The organism is Corallococcus aberystwythensis (genome assembly GCF_003612165.1).
Taxonomy (GTDB): Bacteria; Myxococcota; Myxococcia; order Myxococcales; family Myxococcaceae; genus Corallococcus; species Corallococcus aberystwythensis.
The window spans coordinates 1-20665 of record NZ_RAWK01000053.1 but is presented as its reverse complement, the minus strand read 5'-3'; the positions used below and the strand labels follow the sequence as shown (position 1 = coordinate 20665).

The 20665-nt window shown below is 67.7% G+C and carries 17 protein-coding genes and 1 tRNA gene; 3 read left to right on the top strand and 15 right to left on the bottom strand.

Going from position 1 to position 20665, the window contains the following annotated elements; all coding sequences use genetic code 11:
* Positions 1–2 precede the first annotated feature (2 nt).
* From D7W81_RS11070 to D7W81_RS11040, 7 genes are all read right to left on the bottom strand, one after another.
* Positions 3–2189, bottom strand: a complete 2187-nt coding sequence (locus tag D7W81_RS11070; protein WP_120555317.1) for a hypothetical protein — start codon at positions 2187–2189, stop codon at positions 3–5.
* Complete coding sequence (locus tag D7W81_RS11065) at positions 2173–5484, bottom strand: DEAD/DEAH box helicase (protein ID WP_120555316.1); 3312 nt, start codon at positions 5482–5484, stop codon at positions 2173–2175. The genes D7W81_RS11070 and D7W81_RS11065 overlap by 17 nt, the downstream gene beginning before the upstream one ends.
* Positions 5481–6950 carry a protein kinase family protein gene (locus D7W81_RS11060; protein ID WP_120555315.1) on the bottom strand — a complete coding sequence of 490 codons (1470 nt, stop codon included), beginning with the start codon at positions 6948–6950 and terminating at the stop codon, positions 5481–5483. The genes D7W81_RS11065 and D7W81_RS11060 overlap by 4 nt, the downstream gene beginning before the upstream one ends.
* Positions 6947–7657: a PP2C family serine/threonine-protein phosphatase gene (locus D7W81_RS11055; protein ID WP_279637810.1), complete on the bottom strand. Its 711-nt coding sequence runs from the start codon at positions 7655–7657 to the stop codon at positions 6947–6949. The genes D7W81_RS11060 and D7W81_RS11055 overlap by 4 nt, the downstream gene beginning before the upstream one ends.
* A gap of 23 nt (positions 7658–7680) precedes the next feature.
* Positions 7681–8340, bottom strand: coding sequence for a vWA domain-containing protein (locus D7W81_RS11050; protein WP_120555313.1), 660 nt, complete (start codon positions 8338–8340; stop codon positions 7681–7683).
* A 30-nt stretch (positions 8341–8370) separates the two neighbouring features.
* A complete protein-coding gene (locus D7W81_RS11045; protein ID WP_120555312.1) occupies positions 8371–8718 on the bottom strand; it encodes a DUF4258 domain-containing protein in 348 nt (115 codons plus the stop codon).
* A 97-nt stretch (positions 8719–8815) separates the two neighbouring features.
* Positions 8816–10327: a sigma-54 interaction domain-containing protein gene (locus D7W81_RS11040; protein WP_120555311.1), complete on the bottom strand. Its 1512-nt coding sequence runs from the start codon at positions 10325–10327 to the stop codon at positions 8816–8818.
* A gap of 174 nt (positions 10328–10501) precedes the next feature.
* Here D7W81_RS11040 and D7W81_RS11035 point away from each other — a divergent pair, with 174 nt between their 5' ends.
* Positions 10502–10885, top strand: coding sequence for a hypothetical protein (locus D7W81_RS11035; protein WP_120555330.1), 384 nt, complete (start codon positions 10502–10504; stop codon positions 10883–10885).
* A gap of 186 nt (positions 10886–11071) precedes the next feature.
* On the opposite strand, the gene D7W81_RS11030 is transcribed toward D7W81_RS11035, so the two are convergent.
* A tRNA-Thr gene (locus D7W81_RS11030) sits at positions 11072–11147 on the bottom strand.
* A gap of 297 nt (positions 11148–11444) precedes the next feature.
* Here D7W81_RS11030 and D7W81_RS11025 point away from each other — a divergent pair.
* The gene (locus D7W81_RS11025) at positions 11445–12995 is read left to right on the top strand and encodes a Glu/Leu/Phe/Val family dehydrogenase (protein WP_120555310.1); all 1551 of its coding nucleotides are present in this window, start codon (positions 11445–11447) and stop codon (positions 12993–12995) included.
* Between the two features lie 86 nt (positions 12996–13081).
* Here the strand turns inward: D7W81_RS11025 and D7W81_RS11020 are convergent, their stop codons facing one another.
* The gene (locus D7W81_RS11020; protein WP_120555309.1) at positions 13082–13441 is read right to left on the bottom strand and encodes a PilZ domain-containing protein; all 360 of its coding nucleotides are present in this window, start codon (positions 13439–13441) and stop codon (positions 13082–13084) included.
* A 196-nt stretch (positions 13442–13637) separates the two neighbouring features.
* On the opposite strand from D7W81_RS11020, the gene D7W81_RS11015 reads away from it, so the two are divergent.
* Positions 13638–14273 carry a DUF6066 family protein gene (locus D7W81_RS11015; protein WP_120555308.1) on the top strand — a complete coding sequence of 212 codons (636 nt, stop codon included), beginning with the start codon at positions 13638–13640 and terminating at the stop codon, positions 14271–14273.
* 22 nt (positions 14274–14295) lie between these two features.
* Here the strand turns inward: D7W81_RS11015 and D7W81_RS11010 are convergent, their stop codons facing one another.
* From D7W81_RS11010 to D7W81_RS10985, 6 genes are all read right to left on the bottom strand, one after another.
* The gene (locus D7W81_RS11010) at positions 14296–15831 is read right to left on the bottom strand and encodes a trypsin-like peptidase domain-containing protein (RefSeq protein ID WP_120555307.1); all 1536 of its coding nucleotides are present in this window, start codon (positions 15829–15831) and stop codon (positions 14296–14298) included.
* An 82-nt stretch (positions 15832–15913) separates the two neighbouring features.
* Positions 15914–16504 carry a nucleotide exchange factor GrpE gene (locus tag D7W81_RS11005; protein WP_120555306.1) on the bottom strand — a complete coding sequence of 197 codons (591 nt, stop codon included), beginning with the start codon at positions 16502–16504 and terminating at the stop codon, positions 15914–15916.
* An 84-nt stretch (positions 16505–16588) separates the two neighbouring features.
* A complete protein-coding gene (locus D7W81_RS11000) occupies positions 16589–16837 on the bottom strand; it encodes an RNA polymerase sigma factor region1.1 domain-containing protein (RefSeq protein WP_120555305.1) in 249 nt (82 codons plus the stop codon).
* Between the two features lie 106 nt (positions 16838–16943).
* Positions 16944–18989, bottom strand: coding sequence for an ATP-dependent zinc metalloprotease FtsH (gene ftsH, locus D7W81_RS10995; RefSeq protein WP_438503357.1), 2046 nt, complete (start codon positions 18987–18989; stop codon positions 16944–16946).
* A 148-nt stretch (positions 18990–19137) separates the two neighbouring features.
* Entirely contained in the window at positions 19138–20076 is a 939-nt protein-coding gene (locus D7W81_RS10990; RefSeq protein WP_208721258.1) for a hypothetical protein, read from the bottom strand.
* 2 nt (positions 20077–20078) lie between these two features.
* Positions 20079–20486 carry a (deoxy)nucleoside triphosphate pyrophosphohydrolase gene (locus tag D7W81_RS10985; RefSeq protein WP_120555303.1) on the bottom strand — a complete coding sequence of 136 codons (408 nt, stop codon included), beginning with the start codon at positions 20484–20486 and terminating at the stop codon, positions 20079–20081.
* Positions 20487–20665 lie beyond the last annotated feature (179 nt).

Below are 20665 nucleotides of genomic sequence, written 5' to 3'. Positions count from 1 at the left end.
CCTCAATCAATCGCTTCGAGCACTGCCCGAACGTCGTTGGCAACCATCGTCTCGAGCCCGGCGACTTCGGCAGCCGTGACGACGACATCGTCTCCGTGGCCGCGGGCCTCTACTAGGCGGCCCACGTCCAGGAGCAGCCGGGGAGCCCTCTTCGCCACCTCAAGTAGAGGGTGTTCCGACTGCTGGTAGGCTGCGAGCACCTGCGCCGCGACGCGGGCGGACAATGTCTCCCCCTGGCCCTGCGCCGCGCGCCGGATGCGGTGCGCTTTGGCATGAGTGAGGGACTTCGGGAGCTGCCCTGTCGCTTCGAGGGCAAAGCCTAGCGCGGAGGCAGCCATCGCGAGCTGCGCCGCGTTCTGCTCCCGGTCGTTCGAGACCGCTTCCGTCACCGACGCGGGGGTGGGCACATCCCGCTCTATCTCCGCGAAGACTGCCTCCATCGCGATCGTGATTGCGACCACGGCGTCCCGGAGGCGCGTGTTCAAGGTCTCAGGGACGGTCGCGTCAGAACGAGCGAGCAGCTTCACCAGCAACGACGCATCGTGCATCTCGATGACGCGCGTGCGCACATTCGGACGCTCGGCGAGCCCCGCATAGCCCTCGGCAACTTGCTCGGCCCGTGCCCGGACGCGGAGAAGCAGGTCCGCGCCCCAAGACTGCTCGAAATTCCCAGCTTCAACATTCGCAGGGCCAACTCCCACGAGCGCCCGGAGAAGTGCGAACAATCGCTCTCGCATCTCGCTCGCGGCCTCGGCGCTCGGAACAGAGGACGTGTCGTGAGAGGCGGCGATCCGGAGCTTTCCCATCTCCGCCAGGAACTCGAGCGCGCCCGGTTCGCGTGTGGCGACGGTTGCGAGTGGATGGTTGCTATTGCGCTGTGCTTCGAGCAACGCCGCCGCCAGTCGCCCCGGCAGCGTCTTGTTGCCGAAGCAGATCGCTCCCTTCACGATGCCACGGGTCACTCTCAGGAGTGGCAGGATACCCGGCGATACGTTGAACCCGATCCGTTCGGCGATCCGCTGGAGCAGGAGCGCGTTCTCGGGCGCCGCATGCCCCAGCGCGGAGAACAGGCTCGGGTCAGGGTAGAGCGACACCAGCCAACCGAACACGCTCTCGAGAGCGGCATAGGCATTCCCAAGGAAGTCCTCGATGGGCTTCGCCGTCCGGGCCCCCTCCAGGCGCACATCGGCATCCGCGAGCCGCCCCAGCACCTCGGGAGGGAGCAGCTTCGCGGCCTCACCAAGGCGCTGCGCGACGCGCTCCCTGGCGGCCTTCGTCGCCTCTGCGAAGTAGACCGCGAGATCTCCCTCGTCGACGTGCCACGCTTGCCCTGCGACCTCCTCAAGGAGCTTCGCGACATTGAACTTGCCCTCCTTGGCGAGCTTCGTCACGCCGGGGCGAAGCACGTCGCTGACGCCGAGCCCGCAGGGATCGGTCACGAGCCAGGAACGCTGCCGCGCGTCTTTTGGAAGGAACAGATACGCCGCGACGAAGATTGGCTCTGGGTCAGTGCCGAGGACGCGCAACCCTTTGAACTTCAGTCCTTCGAGGACATCGTCGCCTTCGCGAACGCGTGATGATTCGCGTCGGAACGCGCGAATGCGGCGAGCGTGATGGCGAGCCGCCTTCTGCACCTCATACGCGGTGGGTGCGCCTGGGCGCGCGCCCTGCGTTGGCCAGAACAAGGTCGCGGACACCGTCTCCGGCCTGCCTTCCGGTCCCCGCTGGAACCTGGCCTTCCCTTGCTCCAGATCCGCATCCACGATCGGCAGGCTGCCTCGGTGGACACGCGGCCAGATGCGCAGGCTGTGCCCATCGACGATGACGTAGCCCGCGGCCTCCGCCTCGGCGGGCTCGTCGTCCTCGTTCATCAGCCTCAGGGCACGGGATGTCGGCGCACGCGCGTCATCCAGTGCGTCCATTCCAAGAAGTTGCTCGAGAATGAAGCCAACGAGATCCATGGGGAGCGCGAGGCGCCGGGCGACCTCCTCGGTGTCCCGGACGCCCGCTCTGCACATGTCGAGCGTGGCTCGTTGGAACACGTTGAACGGCGGATTGCCACGCGCCGGCAGGAGCACCTTGTACGCGAACGCCGGCCACAGGAACCACTTCCGCGTGTCCCACTTGATCGGAGACGAGGTCACGCCGAAGTCGACGATGGGCGTGGTGCGATCAAACAAGAGCGGCATCGCGCACCTCGCTCAACTTTCGGAACTCAACCAGGGGGCTGATGGCCTTTGGGGCGTTGGGCGCACGAAGCATCCCATCGTCGCCTGCCACAATGAGGAGCCGCTTCTGGCGGCTCATGGCGACGCAGAGGCGGTTGGGCGAGGTGACGTGACCGAAGGTGCCTCGCGGGTTGCTGCGGACCATCGAGAGGAACACGACGTCGAACTCCATTCCCTGAAAAGCATCGACGGTACCGAAACGAAGGCGCTCGGCGACGCGTCCATTGGGAAGTTGTAGCTCGCGGTACGGTTCGACGATCTCAGTCGAGTCGTCTTCAGCGCGAACGACGACCCCAGCGCGCTCAAGCTCATCCTCGATCGTGTTGACCTGTTCCTTGTAGAAGGAGATCACGCCAAAGGTCAGCTCACGCCCCTCCCGCGAGTCCATGAGCCGCTTCAACTCCGTGACGAGCGCCTGCGCCTCCACCGGCCGTGATTTGCTCTGTCCATGGCGCTCCTCGCCGAGCTTGCGCGGAACGCTCAGCCACGCAGCCGGGCCGCTGTAGCCTGGCAACGAGTGCGCGAACTCCGACGCCGGGCGAGGAGAACGGAAGGCCTCGCCATGCGGCGCATAGAACTGGTCGCTGACGAAGCGACCGAGCACCGGGTGCATTCGGTACTGCTCGTCGAGCGTCACGGTGCGACGGAAGCCATCCCTTTGCTCCCGCTCCTTCAGATTCTTGAAGAGGCGTTCGAAGAGGCTCTCGTTCAGCAGCTCGCTCGTGCGTCGCTCAGCTTCGCTCTCACTTGAGGACAGCGCCTCCTCGAGTTCACGCTCCAGCTCGCGATCGAGGATGTGAGGAAGTTGCCGATGATCACCGACGAGGACGATCCGGCGCCGGGCTCGCGCCAACGGGATGAAGAGGTCGAGCGGGTTCGCGCGTGCGGCCTCGTCCACGACGACCGTGTCGTAGCCCTCGGAGCCCTTCATCTCCGCGAGTTCTTTTCGCGCCGACTGCTGGCAGGTTGCCGCGAACACCGACGTGTAAGAAATGACGGCGCGCTTGACCGCCTCGGGTTCTTCCTCGAGCGCCGCGAGGAAATTCCACGTCGCCTCATCAGCAGCGTCGCGCGGCATGCTCTGGCGCTGCTCAAGGTGGTCGCGGACTTCGCCCAGGAGCTCCAAGACGTCCGTCCTCACGCGAGGAGTCGTGTCCTCGGTCCGGTCCGCAGGGAGCCATTCCAGCAGGAGCCTCCGACGCAGTGCCCGGAGGCCGTCAAGGAACGGCGGCGGTTCGCGACTGGACCAGCAGGCGGCGGCATCGAGGAGCTTGCGTGACGGCTCGTTCTGACGTCCGACGCGAGAGAGCTCTCGAGCGAGTCGATCCGCGTTGCGCGGGCCATCGTCCGCGAAGGATCGCGCTTCGCAGCGCAGCGCGCGCACGTAGCGCACCACTCGCTCCTGATCGGGATCCCCCCGACGCGCGATGCGAGCTCGCTCAGACAGTTCGCGGCCAAGGGCAATCAGGTGGTCGGTGAGCGCTGCGGGCACCGCGCCCTGGACTCGACTCGTAACGCGTTGGAGTAGGGACGCCGTCTGTTCAAGGGTTCCCGGCGCCAAGACGTAGCCCTGTGTCAGCCCGGAAATCTCCTTCTGCTGCGCCGAGGCCGGCCGAGGCGGCAGGTTCTTGCGGATCTCCGCACTCCGCTCACCGCACCACCTATTAATGGTCGCATCGACACGATCGGCGTCTTCGCGGCTGTTCGGTCGCCCCCCGAACTTGATGGGTGGGAGCCCATTCACGGTCATTCGCTGGATCGCGTTCTCGACGGCATCGTGCTGGAAGCCGCTCAGCAGCAAGCGCCCCTGCACCCCGTCCTGCGTGTCCCAGACCTCTTGCAGGCGTTCGACGAGCGCAACGATGATTGTCGTCTTGCCGGTTCCAGGTGGGCCCTGGATCAAGGCGATGTCAGGCGTGTTCAACGCGACCCGCAGCGCGTCCTCTTGCGTCGGCGTCGGACTTCGAGCGCCGAACACCTTGCGTTTCACACTGGAAGTGAGTGGTGCGATGCCCCCATAACGCGAAGGTTCGACAGGCCACTCCTCGAGCAGATGCCTGAGTTGCGGCATCGGACAGCGAGCCTCGCGGATGGCACGCTGTGCCTCCTCTCTGCGTTTCAGCCTCGTCTTGTCACCTTGGAGCGAGACAATCAGGACGCCGGTATCCGGTGGAGCGACTTCCTCGTCCCGTCGTTGGGTCAAGGTGACGGCGCGCTCCCGTCGATGAACCTCCACCCGCGCATCAAACGTAGCGGGCGAGGTCGCGTCTGCCGGGCGAGGCTGGGCCTCGTACTCGGCCCAGGACATCTCGCGCTCGAGCACCTCAGGGACCTCTTCGACCGCTTCGACGCTGAGCCCCTGCTCTTCCGTGAGCGTCCGCCTGAACAGCTCAGCGTCGTCGAGCGCGCAATCGTTGGCCAAGGAGAAGCGGTAGCGACCATCGGGGAGCGACTCGACGTGGTCGTACTTCAGCCACCGCGCCTTCCTCGCTTTGCGCAGCGCGGCTTCGTTCTCGATCGCGCCGTAGCGACTCCATATCTCCAGGAAACCCGAACCGGACGTGACCAGCGACGAGAGCTGTGCAGCCGCGTCAGCACGGAGCTTCCCTGCGACGGTGGCATCAACGAACCGAACGTCCCCCGAGAGCAACGCAAGTTGTTCTCCGCCTTGGCCCCGCCCGCGAGCGATCTTGTCGACGAGGAGCGCTTCGGACTGGTCCGCGCGCTTCACCCTGCGAATGAAGGCGCGCACCGTTCGGCCGAAGAGCGCGAATGCACCGCCCTTGGAAACGGAGTCGACCGTAGCGAACCCGCGCTTGCCATTCGCACCTTCAAGCAGGAACTGCTCGCCCAACCACTCCAGTGCTCGCTCGGGAGCACCAAGCTTCCGGTCCACGCGCTTGAGCGCATCGAGGATCTTCTCGTCGACTCCGAGCTCGATTGGCGGCATCGGGAGGGCGTGCAGGAAGGTATGTGCTTGGATCGTGAGAGCATGTTGACCGACATCCGCCACCCACGCGATCCGGGGAAGGTGCCGCGTGCAGATGTCCGCGAGAAGCACGTCGTGCTTTCGCCCATCGCCCTTGATGCCCAGAACGTCCTCCCCGACCCGGAGCATCGACTGCGACTCACGCTCGGAGAACTGCAGCAGTACCTCGGCGCCGGGCACGACAGAGCTGGGCAGGGCGCCAGTCGCCGACGTCCATCGGAGGCGAAGGCTCTCGATCTGGCCGTAGGGAACCTGGTCGACCTTCACACACCCTCCCAGAGACGAAGGACCGCCATTCGGTGGGGCCGGTCCAACGGGCCGAAGTGGAGGTACGCCTCGTTTCCTGCCTTCGGCAGTGGCAGCTTGATCTCGCTCCCAACGCGCTGCAGGCGACCGCCAAGAACCACATGGACTTCGTGGTTCGAGAGGGGCTCGATGGCAACACCGCTCCTGAGCACGCGAACGCGGAGGACCGCCGCATCTTCGGCGTCGGCGAGGACCGGCTCGACGACATGCCGGAGGACGGTGCTGTCTTTCGTCACGTCGAGCATCTTGTGCCAGACCGCTCGAGAGCTGACCGCGGACGCGCCGGTGTCGTCGAACTCGGGGTCCCAGCGGTTCACCTGCATATGGATGAACGTCGGACGCGGACTCGCCGTACAGAACTGGCAATTCCCAGCGGTCACGTCGAAGGTGGACCCGCAGCCCTTGCAGGACACGACGCGGTCGGCCGCGCGGCGCAGGACTTCGGTCCACTCGGCCATGCTCGGGCGGGCCGTACGATCCTTGCGGCCGGCTTCGAAGGCTCGCCGAAACAGATCGCGAATGGGCTTCGAAAGGACGAGGTGCCGCGCGATGCCCTGGGCCGTGCGGTTGGAATCGTCGCCGGTGTCTTCAATCCAAGGGAGCGCTCCACGAAAGGCGAGCTGCTCGCGGTCCTCTTCGCCGTCGTCGTCCCAGCCGCCTTCTTCGACGTAGTCGCCGAGGAACGGGTGAACCTGGGTGAGCACCCAGAATGCCAGGACGGCGAAGGAGAAGGAGTCCGAGAGCGTCGAGACGCCCGCGCGCCCGGTCACGACCTCGGGGGCACCGAAGCCCGGCGTGAAGATGCCCGGCGCGTCGGCGGAGAGGTAGTCGAGGTTGTCGAGATCGATGAACCAGACCTCGCTCGCGTCGACCGTCGCGGAGACGAAAACGTTGTTCGGCGAGACGTCGGCATAGACGAGCGGCACCGCGTGAATGCGTGCGAGCAAGCCCGCCGTGTTCGCGAGCAGTTCGAGGCGCCGACCGACGCCGCCGGTCGATTGGTAGAACTCGGCGAGCTTCGGCTCGCCGGGCTCGGCGATGAGGCTGCGCATCGGCACCATGCCCGTGAGCAGTCGCATCGTGTAGCCGAGATGATCGCGGAGCATCGCCAGAGGCTGCGCGAGGTGAAGTCGGGGGAGCGGCAGCGCGCGGACGTCCTCCAGCCGCCTTCGAAGCGCCGCGTGCTTCTGCGCGTCGGGCGCTTGCACGATGCCCGGTGCATGGGTGAGCCGGTTCCACAGCTTCTGCGCAGAGCGGGCATCGGGATCCGCTGTGGGTGTTTCAGGCACGGAGCCAATGAGCTTCACGGCGATGTGCGGGCTGCGCGTGCGGAGCACGACGCCCTGCCCACCTCGCCCGAGCGGCTGCTTCAGCAGGTGGTGGACGTTGCCGCCGTCATCAACGACGGTGCTGGGGAAGTTGCTCATGGGGATGCCTCCGTCGTCGTGTCGTTCCAGAGCACGGCCACCGTCTTGTCGTCGCGATGCCGAGGTGTGGGCCACTCACGAAGTTCCTTCGCGATGGCACGGGCCCTCGCCGTAGCGGGGCGGGGGCCGTACTGCGTGACGAGGAAGCTCAGGAAGTCGGCTCGCTTCTCCAACACGAGATCATCGGCCACGCCGTCGGTGGCGAGCAGGATCGACGCGGCTCCCGTGAAGTTCCGCTCGAGGTGGAGCCTCCACTCGCGAACATCCGACGCGACTCCCAACCCGGTCGTCGCAGTTCCGAAGCGCTCATCCGGGGGCTCAAGCGTCGTCGTCCCCTTGGGCGTCTTCAGCATCACCAGGCCATCGCCGAGTTGCGCGAGCAGCAGGCGTCCGTCCTTCGTCACGACCGCGAACAAGCAGGTCGTCGCGCTCTCGTCGCGTCCGGTGTGATGCACGCGCACGTTCCACAGCGCGTGAATGAGCCGCAGCAGGAGTTCGGGCGGCACGACAGGGCCATTGGCCCAGTGGCGAACAGCGTCGGCGACGGCGTGGCAGGCCGCCCGCGAGCCGGCCGCAGAATGCGGGCGACTCCCCAGACCATCGCAGACGACCGCGAGGGCGGTGCCGCGCGCGAGGCGACTCAACCAGGCATCCTGGTTGGGCCGACCGTCTCCGCGATGCTCTGGACCTCGAACGCTTGCCCCCATTGCGCTCCACATTCCCGTGATCCTTAGAGGTGATCGATGTCGAACGGGTTCTGCATCCGCGGAACATCGTTTGGATTCGCGCTCCGCGACCTTGCGGTGACCGACAGCGTGACGAACTGGAAGAAGTCCTTGATACGGCGCGCGTCGGCCACGACGAAGACCTGCTTCTTCTCGTCGTTGAGGAAGCGTCGCAGCATGTCGACATCGGCGTCGCCTCCAATCGCGAGCGCCATGCGGTCCGCCTTCTGCGCGCGCCCCTGCCTGGTCACGCGCTCAAGACCGGCCTGCCAAGAGTCGGTGGGCTGGCCGTCCGAGATGAGGACGATGGTGGGACGATAGGCGCGCACCGGGAGTTTCTCGCGGTCGTCGACGAGGTCCGCGGCCAACGTCATCGCCTGCCCCATCGGCGTGCCTCCCTCGGCGACCAGGTCACTCCACTTCACCGCGCTCGCGGGCTGGAGCGACGTGTGAACCCGGGCCTCACCACCGAAGGTGATGACGGCGACGTGGATCTCGGCGCGGAGATCATCGGTCGAAGTGAACGTTGAGAGCATTTCGCGGACGGACTGGTTGAGAGCATCGATCTTTCCTTCTGCCGCCATGCTTCCGCTGACGTCGGCGAGGAGGATGACGGGCAGCGGGCGCGCGGCCGACGAGGTGAACTCCTTGAGTGGTGAGGTCATGGTTTTCTCCGGTTGACCGAGGGGGACGGGCTATGCAGCGAGAGCGAGACGGCTGCGGCGTGAGTTGCGGCGGTCGCGCAGCCCATTGAAGGAGCGGTTGCGGTACACGGTGAGGATGTAGCCAGGGGACGTGACGACGACCTGGACGCCATCGCACGCGGCGAGGTCGATGCCCTCCTCCGCGTAGCGCGCGATCTCCTTCCGACCGATCGCGTAGACATATGCGCCACGGACATAGACGACGCGCCCGTAGGCGAGCGCTGCGGCAACGGCGTCGGCGCGGAGACCGCGCGTCGCCATGCGCTCCTGGGCGTGCTGGGTGAGGGTGAAGCGGCCTTCATTACAGCGCGTTTCGAAGCAGTTGTCGTTGACGTGCATGCAGCGCCTCCTGGCCCAACGACAACCTCCCGTGATTGCCGTTGGTAGAGACCGCATGAGCAGCCGTCGTGCCAACACTCGATGTGCGCGGAGAAGGTCACGCACCGACCCCATACTTCCTCAGCCAGTTCGAGAGCGTCTGGTAGCTGGGCGCGCCAACCAGCTTCGCGGCGCGCGTCTTGTTGCCAGCCGCTTCATTGAGCGCGCGACCGAGATAGTGCTGCGCCACTTCCTTCAATATTTTCTGCAGGTTGAGGCCGCCACCGAGAGGGCGACCAAGGACGTCCCGCCGTTGCGCATGCGGCACCGCGAGGAGGGATTCGCGAACATCTTCGGCGGAGATGGTGGCCCCGTCGCTCCAGATGGCGGCGCGTTTCACGGTGAGCAGCAATTCGCGAACATTTCCGGGCCAGGGATGCGCGAGGATAAGATTCCTTGCGCCAGTGGAAAACTTCTTGGGCACGTAACCGGGCTCGGTTGCGGCCTCCTGGTTCACCACCTTCAGCAGTTCGTCGACCAGAAGGCCGGTGTCGCCCGGCCGATCACGGAGCGGCGGGAGCTTCAGCACGGCGACGGCGAGCCGATAGAAAAGGTCCTCGCGAAACCGCCCGGCTTCAACCTCCTCGACGACGGTGCGGTTCGTCGCGGCGATGACCCGCACGTCGATTGGCTTCGGCTCACGCGCTCCGAGTGGTGTGACCTCACGCTCCTGCAGCACGCGGAGAAGCTTCACCTGCACCGGCAGGGGCAGCTCGCCCAGTTCGTCGAGGAAGAGCGTCCCGCCGTCCGCCGACTCGAAGAAGCCCTTTCGCGCATCGACTCCGGTACCCACTCCCTTGAGCACGCCGAAGAGCTCCGCCTCGACCAGGCTCTCTGGAATCGCCCCACAATTCACCGGGATGAACGGCTTGCCGCGACGTGGGCTGGCGCGGTGGATGGCCTTGGCAAGCAGTTCCTTTCCCGTACCGGACTCGCCCTCGATGAGAACGGGTACGTTCCGAAGCGCCACCCGACGCGCCCGCTGGATGAGCCGCGCCATCACCTGGCTTCGGTGGATGATGTCCTTGAACTCCGGGGCGGGTGGAGAATCCGCCGTGCTCTGGCTACGGAGTCGCTCGTCGGGTGCTCGTAGCAGGTCGGGCAGGAACTCGGCTGCGATGTCGAACGGAACGTTCGCCGTCCTCACGCCCTGCTCGCGCGAGGACTCGATCAGCTCGGCGCGGAAGATCGTCTTCCCCAGGAGCATCCACACTGCGGCCATCGGCGGTGAGCCGGGGCTCAGGTGGAAAGTGAGCGCTGCGTCCTTCTCCCGTGCGAGGACGTCTTGGCAAGCGCGGCGTGCGGCCTCGTAAATCCCACCGAAGTCGGTGGGCCCAGCGAGCGTTTCGGGGCGTTCGACGACCTCCGCCTTCGTCCGCCCGCGCAGCCACGTGACATAAGGCTGAAGCATGTTCTGGTGCTCGGGCTTGCTGAAGCTCTCGAGCAAGACCACCCGATCGAACGTGCGGACATCGAGTGCCTGCGCGATAGGGCCAACGTCACCAGCTGCCGCCTTCGAAGGGCCGTACAGGTCGGAGGTGCCAACCCACGCGATGAGGACTCGCAGCATCCCGCCACGCTATAAGTTTTATTTCCTTACAACAATAAACCTTGTGGACCTCGCGTGAAGGCGCTCGGAAATGGCGGAGTCTCCAAGCGGCCCGACGCCTGACCGATGGTGGCACGACTCATGCTCAGTACGCGCTCGCTGCCTATCGCAGCCACGACGGAGATGAAGACTCCCATGCCGACCAAAGCCAGCACCGCCACCCTGACGACGAACCAGAAGGTCCACGGGATCGTTCACACCGCGGCCACCGCTGCTGCGGCAGTCGGGGCGGGCCTTGCGCAGCTCCCCGGCTCGGATGCGCCGGTGCTCGCGGGCATCCAGACGACAATGATCGTCGCCATCGCTCACGAGCACGGGGCGGCGATTACGAAGGCCTCCGCCGCCGACCTGCTCCTGACGTTCACAGCCACGCACGTCGGGCGCGGCATCAGCCAGTGGCTTGTCGGCTGGGTGCCGGGCTGGGGCAACGCCATCAATGCCTCTACGGCGGCGGCGTTGACGGAAGCGGTTGGTTGGGCGGCGGACTCATACTTCGGCGAGGAGCGGGCTGCGACTTAAGAAAGCAGCACGGGGAGCCTGCGTGCCTCCCTTGTCGAACCGCTCCCCGCCCCGCGCAGCCCATCGGACGTCAGCGCCGCATCCGCCAGCAGCCCCAGCCGGTTCTCCGGCCGTCCAGTTCGGAACCCCTTGACCCCAAAAACGAAAAAGGCCGGCTGCCACAGGGGCAACCGGCCTTCCTCTTCTTGGAGCCGACATCCGGATTTGAACCGGAGACCTACTGATTACGAATCAGTTGCTCTACCAACTGAGCTATGTCGGCGCACCGAAAGCGGCGCGTAAGTACCATCCGTATCCGGACCCGGCAAGGAGTTTTTCCGCGCTTCTTCAGGCCCCCGGCCCCACGCCCGCTTCTAACCCCCAGAAGCCGTGACATCCATGACACGGTGCATCCGGCCGGGTGACACACCGCGTCGCCTAAGTCCGCGTCTTTTCTCCATTATTTGGAGAAATGGCCCCCTGCCAGAGCGGTTGAACTCGCGTGGCGCCTGTGCTCATAAGGGCGCCGCTTTCCCCAGTGGCCCCCATCCGGGTGGGCCCTCAAGGAGCACGTTCCATCATGGCCAGCGAAGAGACTTTCATGCGCGCCCCGGCCCCTACGCCCAAGCGCACCATCTACACGGAGGCGATGGAGATCTTCCACTTCGCGGCGGATCTCATCGGCCTGGACAAGCGCGTGCGTCTGGAGCTCGAAGAGCCCGACTACGAGCACATCTTCTACGTCACCGCGAAGCTCAAGGACCGCCTGGTCCCCCTCCTCCCGGAGGAGGCCAAGTCCTTCTCCGACCTGTCCGTCACCCAGGTGCGCAACACGGAAGGCCTGGAGCGCCTGGCCAACGGCAACATCATCCTCAACGGCCGCGCCCTGCTGGGCTCCGACGTCGCCATCCGCCACGGCCACCTGCGCCTGCCGGACGGGCTCGTCTACCAGCTGGTCCCCGGTGAGTCGCAGCGCTTCAAGGCCTACCGCGTCCAGCACAACCAGGCCCGTGGCCCCTACAAGGGCGGCCTGCGCTACCACCGCGAAGTGTCCCTGGATCTCTTCAAGGCGCTCGCCGCGGAGATGACCTGGAAGACCGCCATCGCGGAGGTCCCGTTCGGCGGCGGCAAGGGCGGCATCCAGCTGGATCCGCGCGAGTACGGCCGCGAGGAGATCGAGGCCATCACCCTGCGCTTCATGTACCGGCTCAAGAGCCTCATCGGGCCGAACATCGACATCCCGGCGCCGGACGTGGGCACCAACCCGGAGATCATGGCGCTGCTGTACCGCCAGTTCTCCGACGGTGAGCGCGAGCGCCACAACCTGCGCGGCATCGTCACCGGCAAGGACGTGCGCATCGGCGGTTCGGAAGGCCGCGGCAAGGCCACCGGCCAGGGCGTCGCGTTCTGCATCGAGGACTACTACGCCGACCGCGGCGAGAGCGTGAAGGGCAAGACCTTCGTCCTCCAGGGCTTCGGCAACGTGGGCAGCCACGCCGCCATCATCCTGGGGAACATGGGCGCGCGCCTGCTCGCGGTGAACGACGCCGACGGCTCCATCTTCAACGGCGACGGCATCGACGTGAACGCGCTGGCCGCCTACGTGGCGGACCCCAAGAACCTCAAGCGCTCCGTCATCGGGTTCCCCGGCGCCCAGCGCATCGAGAAGAAGGACCTCTGGGACGTGCAGGCGGACATCCTCGTCCCCGCCGCCCTGGGTGGCGAGATCACCGCGGACGTCGCGGAGCGCCTCAAGGTCAAGCTCATCGCCGAGGGCGCCAACGGCCCCACCACCCCGGAGGCCGACCGCGTCCTGCAGAAGCGCGGCATCGAGCTCATCCCGGACATCATCGCCAACGCCGGCGGCGTGACGGTGTCCTACTACGAGTGGATCCAGAACAAGCGCATGGAGCGCTGGAGCGAGGCGGAAGTCGACCAGCGCCTCGAGCGCGCCATGAAGCGCAACTACCGCATCATCCGGGACATCTCGCGCAACCAGCCGCGCAAGACGGAGATGCACGACAGCCGCCCGTACTGCATCGGCAAGACGGTGGACAGCCGCTGCGCCGCGATGATCCTCGCGCTCAAGCGCATTGAAGCCCACTACCTGCTGGAAGGCTTCTCGCAGTAACCGGCCCGTCGAAGGCCTCCCTGCGTCGCCCCCCGGGGCACGGTGTCTTCCCTCTCAACACGGGAAGGGCCGTGCCCCGCGGTGTTTCAGTGCATCACCCGCTCGCGGTCCACCAGGAGCAGCGGCGCGTCATCCAGGGTCTCGTAGGCCACGATGCGCAGGCCCACGCCGCGGCTGTTGCCGGGGCGCCCGTCCTTGCGGCCGAAGGCCAGCGCCACCTGGTAGCGGACCTCGCACAGGCACGTCATCTCCGTGCCGTCCTCGCCCGCGAACGTCACCTTCAGCTTCTCGCCCAGCCCCAGCGAGTCGCGCACCTCGATGAACATGCCCCGCGCGCTGATGTTGCGGCCAATGCCCCGCATCATCCCGTCCTGCGTGGACAGGTACACGGTGAAGATCTTGTCGAAGCGCAGGTTGGAGCGGCGTTCCTGGGGCTGCGTGTTCATTCGGGGAGGGCTCCGAGACAGGTGGGGACAGGGGCAAACTACACGGTAGCCAGATGTAGGCAAATAATCACCTGCATCCACCCTGACGCACCCTGACGCACCATGTCCCGTTTCACGGGAAAGCGCTGCCCCCGGCGCGGCGGGAGTGGCAGCATCCCTGGGCCGTCCTTCCCCCCTTTTTCGGGAGTTCCCCGCCGTGAATCGCTTCCTGGCCGCCGCCTTTGCCCTCCTTGTGCCCACGCTCGCCCTGGCCGACGTGGACTCGCGCTTCGCGAAGCTTCGCGACGAGTCCGAGCCCCTGGGTGGGCTGGGGGCCTTCCTGGAGAAGTACGTGGGCGAGTGTGACGGGGCGCTCGTGGATCCGCAGTGCAAGCAGCAGGCGGAGGCCTTCCGCAAGAAGTACACGGGCAAGCGCCTGTACATGATCGTCACCGAGGACGACGCGGGCATGCTGTCCGCGGGCGACTTCAACCCCGGCACCAACGAGTACACCATCAACATCACGCCCTTCTTCGCGGGCGGGAAGTACGGGCTCTCCCACGGCGCGCCGAAGAAGACGGACGCGCAGGGCAACCCGGTGATGAACTACCTCGTGGTGAGCGGCACGGCGCCGGACATGTGGAACGGCGGCACCTTCCAGCGCGTCTTCAGCACCCGGGGCGTGCGCGCGCAGGTCGTCTTCACGCCGCAGTCGGTGTGGACGCTGCCCAAGAAGGGCGGCGGGAAGATCTACGGCGTCAACGCCCGCATCGAGGCCGTCCTCGTCACCGAGGGCCGCACTGGCAACCAGATGGGGCTGTGGCTCAACGGCAAGGACGCGGGCGCGAAGTAGCGCGCGCCCCCAGGGCCCTCTTTCAGCGGGCGATGGCGATGTACTGGAGCGCGTCGCCCCGCTGGACGCGCAGGAGGATGCTGGCCCCGGCGCTGCCCCGCTCCAGGGCGGCCTTCACCGCGGCGGAGTCCTTCACCCGGCGGCGGTTCACCTCCATGACGACGTCGCCCGCGCGCAGTCCGGCCTGTTCCGCCGGGCTGCGCGGCAGCACCCCGGACACGAGCGCGCCCAGGAAGGCCTCGTAGCCCAGCGGCGCGGCCACCTCCGGCGTCAAATCCCTCAGCACCAGCCCCAGGTCATTCGCGGAGCTGCCGCCCCGGCTGGACAGCCCCTCCGTGGCCTCCTGCGCGGGCCTGGCGACGAGCCGCACCGCCACCTCCTGGGTGCCGCCGTCGCGCAGGAGCGTCAGCTTCGCCTCCGTGCCCGGCGCCAGGAGCGCCACCTTGCGCAACAGCTGCAGGTAGCTGCCAATGGGCCGGCCGTTCACCGCCACCAGCCGGTCCCCGGGGCGGATCCGCGCCTGGGCGGCGGGGCTGCCCCGGTAGACGTCCTTCACCACCGGCGCCGTGGCGGTGGCGTCCGCGCCGTCCTCGTTGATGACGACGCCCAGCCAGCCGCGCTCCAGCTTCCCGTTCTCCCGCAGGTTGGGCAGCAGGTCCTTCACCAGGTTGATGGGCACCGCGAAGCCAATGCCCTGCCCCTCGCTGATGATGGCGGTGTTCACGCCAATCACCTCGCCCTTCATGTTGAAGAGGGGCCCGCCGGAGTTGCCGGGGTTGATGAGCGCGTCCGTCTGGATGAAGTCGTCGAACTGGCCCACCCCCAGCACGCGCTCCTTCGCCGAAATCATCCCGTGCGCCACCGAGTGGTCCAGGCCGAACGGGTTGCCGATGGCCACCACCCAGTCCCCCACCTCCAGCGCGTCGGAGTCTCCCAGGAACACCGCCGGCAGCGTCCCCAGCCCGGCACCATTGAGCCGCAGCAGCGCCACGTCCGTGGACGCGTCGCGGCCCACCACGTCCGCGGGGAACTCGCGGCCGTCCGCCAGCCGCACGGACACCTGCTGCACCGGCACCTCGCGGGGGCCGTCCTTGCCGGGCGTGACGCCGGATCCGGACGGGTACACCGACGGGCCCTGCGCGTTGGCCACCACGTGGTTGTTGGTGACGACCAGCCCTTCGGGCGTGAGCACGAAGCCGGAGCCGGTGGAGCGCTTCACCCCGCCCGCCACCGCGCCGGGCCCCACCGTGGTGATGTTCACCACGCCCGCCTCCACCGCGCGGATCAGCGGGGCCAGCGACGTGGGGGGCGTGAAGCGGGGCAGGCCCGTGTAGCCCGCGGGGCGCTCTCGCCACAGCGAGGACACGCCCGGGGTGGCCGGGGTGTCCACCGTCGCGGGCGGCGGGGAGGCGAACCAGGCGATGTGCTCGCGCACCCGGGCCTGGAGCCAGGGCGTGAGCGGATCCCCGGCGGCCCCCGCTACCGGGGCGAGCGCCACCACGAGAAGGACGCTGAGCAGTCGAACGGACACGGGGCGGCAGCTTACACGGCGGGCCATGGCGTCAGGGCCCAACAGACCATTGCCCCCTGCCCTTCCCGGCCCGCGCCCCGCTTGCAGGGGCACGGGCGCCAGGAGGACTTCAGGCCTGGGCCGGGGCCACGTACCGGGCCACCTTCACCCGGGCGGGGCGGATGATGCGGTCCTTCAGGCGGTAGCCCGCGCGGAACTCGGCGACGACCTTCTGGTCGTCACCCTCCACCGGCGTCACCTCCATGTCCGCCGCCTCGGCGATGTTCGGATCATACGGACGCCCCACCACCTGGAGGCGCTCGATGCCGGTGGCCTGGGCCTTGGACAACAGGCTGTCGCGGATCATCCGCACGCCCTGGACCAGCGGCGAGGTGTCCTGCTGGCTGTTGGCCAGGACCAGGTCCAGCTCGTCGATGGCCTCCAGGAGCGTGCGGGCCACGTTGCCGCGCTCCACGTCGAGCATCCGCTCGCGCTCGCGGGTGAGGCGCTGCTTGAACTCCTCCCGGTCCTTGGTGAGGTCCTGAAGCCCCCGTGCCAGCTCGTTCACCCGGCGGCGCGCCGCCTCCAGCTCCGCCTGGAGCCGCGCCACCTCGCCATCCTGGGCGGCCTCGGCCTGCATGTCGGAGTCACCGGCTTCCGCCTGGGTGTCGGCGGGGGCCTGCGTCTCCGGGGTCTCGTCGCTGCGGGGATTGCCGTCCATTGTCGAACCTGCGCCAGGGGTTGGAAGAAGCGGACCTCGATGAGCGGCGCGAACGTAACCGCGAGGGCGGCCCTGTCAACGCACCTAGTGGTTGGACGGGGCCGCGGGCGGCGCTTCCGCCATGAAGCCGTGGTCCACCTGCCCGGTCACCTCGTCGATGATCTCCACCTGGGCGGCGCGAAGGGAGTAGTAGAGGAGCCACCGCTCGGCGGCCGTCAACGTCCCCGGGGGCAGCGCCTCCTCGATCTCCTGCACCGTGAGCCGGCCGTCCTTCAGGCCCTTGGCGAACAATGCCTTCCTCGCGATGTAGCTCTTTCCAATCCGGTTCTCCACGGCGACGCCTCCTTGTCGTTGGAAAGTAATTTCGCCCACCGGCCACCGCAGGCTGGCGGTGGATCCGGTGGGCGAAGGGCTGCCCGGAGGGCAGGCAGGCAAAGGCTCAGGAGTCGAGCTTGCCTTCAGCGTGCTGCGTGGGCGGCACGACCGGCTCGGACTCCGCCCCTCCCACGGGATGCGCGGAGATGACCGTGCGGGCCTCCGGGTGGAGCAGGCCACGCTGCGCCTGCACCTTGGGCCCCAGGATGGTGATCATCGCCTCCTCCTCGATGACCTCCGTCGCCAGCAGGCGCGCGGCCAGGGCCTCCACCTTGTCGCGGTTCGTGTGCAGGACCTCCCGGGCGCGGTCGAGCGCCTCGGAGACCATCTTGCGGACCTCTTCATCAATCATCCGCGCCGTCTGCTCGGAGTAGCTGCGCGACTCCGGCAGGCCCGCGGACCGCAAGAAGCCCGGCCCCTGCTCACTGCCCAGCGCCACCGGCCCCAGCGAGCTCATGCCGTAGTCGCGGACCATCATCTTGGCGATCTCCGTCGCCTGCTTGATGTCGTTGGACGCGCCGGTGGACACCTCGCCGATGAAGATCTCCTCCGCCGCGCGGCCGCCCATCATGCCCGCCATCTTGTCGCGCAGCTCGTCCAGCGACATGAGGTAGCGGTCCTCCAGGGGCAGCGACATGGTGTAGCCCAGCGCCGCCAGGCCTCGCGGGATGATGGACACCTTCGTCACCCGCTCCGCGTAGGGCAGCATCCAGCCCACCACCGCGTGACCCGCCTCGTGGTGCGCGACGATCTCCTTCTCGCGCTCGTTCATGGTGCGGTTCTTCTTCTCCAGACCCGCCACCACGCGCTCGATGGCCTCCTCGAAGTCCGCCCGCATCACCGCGTCGCGGTTCTTGCGCGCGGCCAGCAGCGCCGCCTCGTTGACCACGTTGGCCAGGTCCGCGCCGGCGAAGCCCGGGGTGCGGGAGGCGATCTGCTTCAGGTCCACGTCCGTGCCCAGCTTCACGCCCTTGGCGTGGATCTCCAGCACGCGCTCACGGCCGCGCTTGTCCGGACGGTCCACCAGCACCTGCCGGTCGAAGCGGCCCGGGCGCATCAGCGCGCTGTCCAGAATCTCCGGGCGGTTCGTCGCCGCCAGGATGATGAGGCCCGCGCGGCTGTCGAAGCCGTCCATCTCCGCGAGCAGCTGGTTGAGCGTCTGCTCGCGCTCGTCATGGCCGCCGGCCACGCCCGAGTTGCGGCTCTTGCCGATGGCGTCCAGCTCGTCGATGAAGATGATGCACGGCGCCTTCGCGGTGGCCTGGGCGAAGAGGTCGCGGACACGGGCCGCGCCCACGCCCACGAACATCTCCACGAACTCCGAACCGGAGAGGTTGAAGAAGGGCACGCCCGCTTCACCCGCCACGGCCCGCGCCAGCAGCGTCTTGCCCGTGCCCGGAGGGCCCACGAGCAGCACGCCCTTGGGGATGCGGCCACCCAGACGGCGGAACTTCTCCGGCGTCTTGAGGAACTCGACGATTTCGCGCAGCTCGTCCACGGCCTCGTCCACGCCGGCCACGTCCTTGAAGCCCACGCCGGTGTCGGCCTCCGCCTGCACCTTCGCGCGCGTCTTGCCAAAGGACATGACGCTCTGCGGACCCTGGCCCATGCCGCCGGACATCCGGCGCATCATGAAGCTCCAGAAGAGGATGAGGAGGCCCATCGGGATGAGCCAGATCCACAACACTTCGCTGAAGCTCGACTGCGGGACGGCCTCGAACTGGATGCCCTTCTGCTCCAGCAGGGGCACCAGGCCTTCGTCACCGGGGACGCGGTAGGCCATCCACGGCAGGGCGCTGGGCTCGCTGCGAAGCGTGCCGCGCTCACCCGGAGGGGGCTGGGCGTTGTCCTTGAGGAAGCCCTTCACCCATTCGTTTGAAATCTGGACGCGGCTGAACTGGCCGTTCTCCACCGCGTCGCGAAGTTGGCTGTACGACACCCGGCGCACGCCCGCGTCCTGAAACACGTTCCGGAACAGCAGGAACCCCAGGACGAGCAGGAGGATGTAGCCCAGTGGTGAGCCGAACTTGAACCCACCTTTCGTGGGTGTTGGCTTGTCGCTCTTCTTTCCGCGCGGGCCCATCCCCGGCGGCAGGTCCTGTGGCTTCATCGTCGGCACGCTCGCCCTCCCCCTCCCCCGTACACACGACACCATGTCGTATGACGGTTCCCTCAGCCGGCCAAAGATGGTCACCCCCGCCAAGCCGTCAACCGCCGGGCGTGATCGGACGACGACGAACGGGGTCAGGACTGTCCGATCAGCGGCAGTCGACGCGGACCAGGGGCTCGCCCACGAACTCACTGCCCAACAGGTAGCCGCGGCCGTCCTGGAGGAACGTCACGGCCTCCGCCTGGGCCTGGCTGGCGCCGGGCACCTCCACCACCTGCGCCTGGACGAAGTCCTCCAGCCGCTTCGCGTCCGGCCGGCGCAGCTCCCACAGGCGGGTGTACGTGCGCACCAGCAGGCGCTCGCCGGAGGGGTGCAGGGCGGCGGCGGTGGACAGGCGGTCCACGTCATCCGGCACGCGCAGGGTGCCCAGCTTGCGCGCCTTGCCGGTGGCGCCGGGCTTCAGGCCCTCCACCGCGTACAGGTCGCCCAGCGACACGCGCGTCTTGGTGAGGATGCCCACCTGGCCGGAGCGCGCGTCGACGATGAGGGACTCCGCGTCGTGGGCGCCGTCCTCGTAGGTGAAGGGCAGCGGCTCCACCGGGACGGAGGTGTTCTCCACGGTCGCGGGCTCGGCCAGCCGGAACAGGCGCACCTCCTTGCGCCGCTCGAAGTTGTCGCCGGTGTCCGCCAGGAAGATGCAGGTGTCCTTGCCGCCCGGCGTGCACGGGCCCACGGCGACGTCTTCAATGTCGCGGGGGTCCGCGCCGGTGAGCGTCAGCGTGGCCTTCACCGCGCCTGACTCATCCAGGGCGAACAGCTCGAAGGCGTTGTTGGAGTCGTTGTGTCCCCAGAAGATGCCCGGGTGCCGCTGGCTGGCGGCCAGCCCTGACAGCTCCGGGACCTGGCGGGGCACGGTGCCCGTCTGCCGGCCGTCCGCGTAGAGCAGGCAGCCCTCCATCCCCGTCGCGGGCACCTGCTGCAGGCCGGCGTCCGGGGCGTTGGCGCCGGTGGGGGCGGGACGGGAGCTGGAGCAGGCGGCGGACAGCAGCAGGCCCGCCGTGGCGAGCAGGCGCGTGGAGGGGCGCACGGTCAGTGGTCCAGGTCCAGCAGGCGGGCCAGCGTCTTCGCGTCCGCGTCCGGGAAGCGGTACTGGCCCATCTCCTCCAGCGCGACCCAGCGGTGGTCATGCACGCGCAGGTGGTGGATCTCCGCGTCCGGGTGGCTCAGGCGGCAGCGGAACACGCGGAAGTCGATGTCGTAGGTCGGGTACTCGTGATGCGTGTGCATGACCTGCTCGAGCACCTCGATGCGGACCCCCATCTCCTCCTGGAGCTCGCGGGCGAGCGCCACCGCGTCGTGCTCCCCCTCCTCCACCCGGCCGCCCGGGAACTCCCACAACAGGGGCAGCGACGCGGTGGGAGGACGCTGGGTGATGAGGTAGCGACCCATCTCGTTCTGGAGCATCGCGCCGACGACGCGCACGTGACGACGGGTCATTCACTTCTCCTCGATTGGAGTCCCAAAGATGGAAGTCGGGGTGCGGCGGCGTAACACAGCCCCTGCCCGGCGCCAATGCGCAAGGCCCCTCCTCAGGCAGCAGCGTGCACACGGCCGGGACGCGTCGCCACCCCACTCGGCCCCGTCCGGAAAGGGCTCGCCACAGCCCTGGTACGGGA

Excerpts from the sequence above, each read along its gene's own strand:
- D7W81_RS11070 (WP_120555317.1), bottom strand. The coding sequence starts at position 2,189 with ATGCCGCTCTTGTTTGATCGCACCACGCCCATCGTCGACTTCGGCGTG.
- D7W81_RS11060 (WP_120555315.1), bottom strand. The coding sequence starts at position 6,950 with ATGAGCAACTTCCCCAGCACCGTCGTTGATGACGGCGGCAACGTCCAC.
- D7W81_RS11055 (WP_279637810.1), bottom strand. The coding sequence starts at position 7,657 with ATGGGGGCAAGCGTTCGAGGTCCAGAGCATCGCGGAGACGGTCGGCCC.
- D7W81_RS11050 (WP_120555313.1), bottom strand. The coding sequence starts at position 8,340 with ATGACCTCACCACTCAAGGAGTTCACCTCGTCGGCCGCGCGCCCGCTG.
- D7W81_RS11045 (WP_120555312.1), bottom strand. The coding sequence starts at position 8,718 with ATGCACGTCAACGACAACTGCTTCGAAACGCGCTGTAATGAAGGCCGC.
- D7W81_RS11040 (WP_120555311.1), bottom strand. The coding sequence starts at position 10,327 with ATGCTGCGAGTCCTCATCGCGTGGGTTGGCACCTCCGACCTGTACGGC.
- D7W81_RS11035 (WP_120555330.1), top strand. The coding sequence starts at position 10,502 with ATGCCGACCAAAGCCAGCACCGCCACCCTGACGACGAACCAGAAGGTC.
- D7W81_RS11025 (WP_120555310.1), top strand. The coding sequence starts at position 11,445 with ATGGCCAGCGAAGAGACTTTCATGCGCGCCCCGGCCCCTACGCCCAAG.
- D7W81_RS11020 (WP_120555309.1), bottom strand. The coding sequence starts at position 13,441 with ATGAACACGCAGCCCCAGGAACGCCGCTCCAACCTGCGCTTCGACAAG.
- D7W81_RS11010 (WP_120555307.1), bottom strand. The coding sequence starts at position 15,831 with ATGGCCCGCCGTGTAAGCTGCCGCCCCGTGTCCGTTCGACTGCTCAGC.
- D7W81_RS11005 (WP_120555306.1), bottom strand. The coding sequence starts at position 16,504 with ATGGACGGCAATCCCCGCAGCGACGAGACCCCGGAGACGCAGGCCCCC.
- ftsH (WP_438503357.1), bottom strand. The coding sequence starts at position 18,989 with ATGAAGCCACAGGACCTGCCGCCGGGGATGGGCCCGCGCGGAAAGAAG.
- D7W81_RS10985 (WP_120555303.1), bottom strand. The coding sequence starts at position 20,486 with ATGACCCGTCGTCACGTGCGCGTCGTCGGCGCGATGCTCCAGAACGAG.